General features: G+C 63.0%; 3 protein-coding genes. All 3 read right to left on the bottom strand.

The window, feature by feature from the left end; all coding sequences use genetic code 11:
- Positions 1-722, bottom strand: a 722-nt coding sequence (locus LJE63_10245) for an RNA polymerase sigma factor RpoD (protein ID MCG6906993.1), incomplete at its 3' end; no start/stop codon positions are given.
- 29 nt (positions 723-751) lie between these two features.
- Positions 752-2,515 carry a DNA primase gene (gene dnaG, locus LJE63_10240; protein ID MCG6906992.1) on the bottom strand — a complete coding sequence of 588 codons (1,764 nt, stop codon included), beginning with the start codon at positions 2,513-2,515 and terminating at the stop codon, positions 752-754.
- A gap of 215 nt (positions 2,516-2,730) precedes the next feature.
- Entirely contained in the window at positions 2,731-3,468 is a 738-nt protein-coding gene (gene hisA / locus LJE63_10235) for a 1-(5-phosphoribosyl)-5-[(5-phosphoribosylamino)methylideneamino]imidazole-4-carboxamide isomerase (GenBank protein MCG6906991.1), read from the bottom strand.
- Positions 3,469-3,485: the final 17 nt, after the last annotated feature.

Genomic DNA, 3,485 nt, shown 5'->3' with positions numbered 1-3,485 from the left:
TTCAGCAGCTGGAATATCTTGTTGTTGCGGCGCACGATACAGCGCCGCAGGCGGCGCTGCTCGTCGGGGGGAAGCGTTTCGGTGAAGAGCCTTTCACGAAAGGCCTTGTTTTCCAGATCGATCTGCTGGATCGCGTTGATGGTGGCGATGAAGTTGTCGGTCTGCTCGGACTCCTCCAACTGGGCATCCCCCTCGTCCAGATCGCGCAGCACGTGTTTGGGCCGCAGGCTCCCGCCCTCGATAAGCTCGCCGAGCCCCAGGATGCTTTCAACGCCGATGGAAGTCTCCAGCAGCCCCTTGAGGACCTCCTGCTCGCCGGCCTCGATCTTCTTGGCGATTTCGATCTCGCCCTCACGGCTCAGCAGGGTCACCAGCCCCATCTCGCGCAGGTACATCTTCACGGGGTCGGTCACCGTGCCGAACTCCGCCATCGCCTTGTTTTCGCGTTCCTGCTGCTGCAATTCGCTCTTGCGATCCTTGCCTTTGGTGCTGACCTCCCCGATCTTGTGCTTGTTTTCATCGACGATCTCGATGTCCAGGTCATCGAACATCATGATGGTTTCATCGATCTGGTCGCTGGAGAGCATGTCCTCGGGGAGAACCTGATTGAGCTCCTCGTAGGTCAGAAACCCCTCTTCCTTGCCCTTCGAAATCAGTTCCCTTAAAACTTTTTTATCAATCTTTTCTGCACGTTGCCGCTTCTTGGCAGAGTCGTTTTCCATACAGCATGGTCTCCTGGTGCGAACGGATGTTACGATTTTTCGATCTGGGCCTGTTTCTGCTGCAGGAGTTTCAGCCATCCTTCATGATCGCCCCTTTTTTCAGCAGCTTTGATCTGTTCAAGAATCGTGCGGTCTTTGTTCTTGCGGCTGTTTTCAAACTGGTCCAGCAGCTTGAGGCAGCCGTGGTGGTTCCAGGGGGTCTCCTCCAAGACCAGGGAGGCCACCAGCCGCTGGATCTCCGGGTCGGCGGTGCGGTCGATCTCCCGGTTGAACCCGTCCGGGTCGTTCTCCCAGCGCAGGGCCATGTCGCCCACGCGCCGCAGCGCCTGGTTCTCAAAATGGTCCAAGAGCTGCCGCCGCCGGATTTCCGGCAGGATCCGGGGGTACTGCAGCATCATCATCGCCACCTGGACCTCAAACCGGTCGGGGCGCCGGGCGGCGCCCGCCGCCTGCGGTGGTGCCGCGGCGCCGCCGGCGGCCTTGCCGCCCAGCCGGCCGCGGACCCGCTCCAGAATGGCACTTTCATCCACCCCAATCCGTTCGGCCAGGTCCTTGATGTAGAGCGAACGGGCCATGGGGTCCTGGATCGCCGCGATCGCCGCGCTCAGCTCGGAGACGATCTGGACCTTGCCGTCCACCGAAAGGCCGTGGCGCGTCACCGCCGCCTCCATCAGAAACGGCATGATCCCCCGTGCTTCGGCGGCCGCCTTCTGAAAGGCCGCGGCGCCGAATTCGAAGATGAAGGAATCGGGGTCGTGGCCCGGCGGCAGCACACAGATGCGGGCCTCGGCGTAGCCCTGTTCAAAGACGCCGATGCTGCGCTGGGCGGCCTTGATCCCGGCCGCGTCCGAGTCGTAGACCAGGACCACCGTGCCGTTCTCGCCGATGCAGCCCCTGAGGACCCGCACATGCTCCGGCGTGAGGGCCGTGCCGAGGGTCGCAACGGCGTTTTGAATGCCGTGCTGATGCAGGGCCAAAAGATCGAAATAGCCCTCCACCACGAATACGGTTTCGCTTTTGCGGCAGTGCTCGCGCGCCAGGTCGATCCCGTAGAGCGAGCGGCCCTTGGTGTAGATCGGGGTTTCCGGGGAGTTCAGGTACTTGGGCAGCCCATCGTCCAGCACCCGGCCGCCGAAGGCGATCACCTGGCGGGCGGCGTTGCGAATCGGGAAAATGATCCGGTCCCGGAAACGGTCATAGCAGCCGCTGCCGCTTTTGCGGGGGATCACCAGCCCGGCTTTCTCCAACAGCTGCAGGCGCTCGCGTCCGCCCCCCAAGTGGCGGATCAGCGCATCCCAACCCTCGGGCGCGCAGCCCAGTTCGAACTGATCGACGACAGCCGCCTTAAATCCCCGTTTTTCAAGATATGCCCGTGCCTTGCGGCCCGCGGCGGGGTGCTTCAGGATTCCGCTGTAAAAGGCCATGGCCTTGCGATTCACCCCCAGCAGGATCTCGCGCTCGCTGGCACGGCGGCGCTCCACAGGTGTCATCTCGCGCCGGGGCAGCTCGATGCCGCAGCGCTGGGCCACCGCCTTGACCGCCTCGGGGAAGGTCATGCCCTGGTGCTTCATCAAAAAGGTAAAAACGCTGCCACCGGTGGCACACCCGAAGCAGTAGAAGATCTGCTTTTCCGGATTGACGCTGAAAGAGGGGGTTTTTTCGGCGTGAAACGGACACAGGCCCACAAAATTGCGGCCGGTTTTCTTCAGGACGACGGCCTCGGAGATGATCTCGACGATGTCGGCGGCATTGCGGATCTCTGAAATTTTTTCTTCCGGGATGAAGTCAGCCAAAAAACTATCCCTCCGTGGCCGGAAAACGGGTCTCTGGGGAAAACCGGAAAGGATTAGTCCGGGTGCAGCCGGGACATTTCCCAGGAAGAAACGACAGGGGGAATACTCACGCCACGATGCGGAAAGCGCCAAGGGATCAATGCCTTCGGGAACAGTCGGGATTTTTGCGAAATAGTGTAGAATAACGCCTGAAGGCCATTTTGTCAAGCTGCTGTTCAGGCCTGCCCGCCGCCCCGCAGCAGGCGGATGGCGGCCTGAAGATCCAGGCTCCCGGCGTAAAGCGCCCGGCCGACGATCACGCCGGTGACACCGGCTGCGGCCAGGGGCAGGAGGACCTGGATGTCGGCCAGGGTCGATACCCCGCCGGAGGCCACCACCGGAATCGTCAGGGCTTCGGCCAGCCGGCGGGTCGCCTCGATGTTGACCCCGGTCTGCATCCCATCGCGCTGGATATCGGTGAAATTGATGGCCGCCACCCCGCAGCCCTCGAACTGCCGCGCCAGATCGACGGCCAGGGTGCCGGTGGTCTCGGTCCAGCCCTCGATGGCCACCCGCCCGTTCTTGGCGTCGATGCCGATCACAACGCGCCCCGGGAAGGCCTCGCAGGCGGCCTTGACCAGGTCCGGGTTGCGGATCGCCTCGGTGCCGATCACCACCTTGTCGACCCCCATCTCCACGTACAGGCGGATGGTGTCCAGGGTGCGGATCCCGCCGCCGACCTCCATCGGGATCTGCAGCCGGCTGCGGATCTCACGGATGGCCGCCAGGTTGCGGGGGCTCTTGGCGATCGCCCCGTCCAGGTCGACCACGTGCAGCATCTCGGCGCCTTCCCGCTCCCAGCGCAGGGCCATGGCCGCCGGGTCATCCGAGAAAACCGTCTCCTGGTCCATGCGCCCCTGCAGGAGGCGCACGCACTTGCCGCTTTTGAGGTCCACAGCCGGAATGATGATCATGGCACTCCTTGACGGTT

This window comes from Desulfobacteraceae bacterium (assembly GCA_022340425.1).
Lineage (GTDB): Bacteria > Desulfobacterota > Desulfobacteria > Desulfobacterales > JAABRJ01 > JAABRJ01.
Note: the sequence above shows the minus strand (reverse complement) of the source record. Positions and strands in the feature narration are given on the sequence as shown.

What these genes read in the sequence shown, in the direction of transcription:
- hisA (MCG6906991.1), bottom strand. Translation starts at nt 3,468, where the DNA reads ATGATCATCATTCCGGCTGTGGACCTCAAAAGCGGCAAGTGCGTGCGC.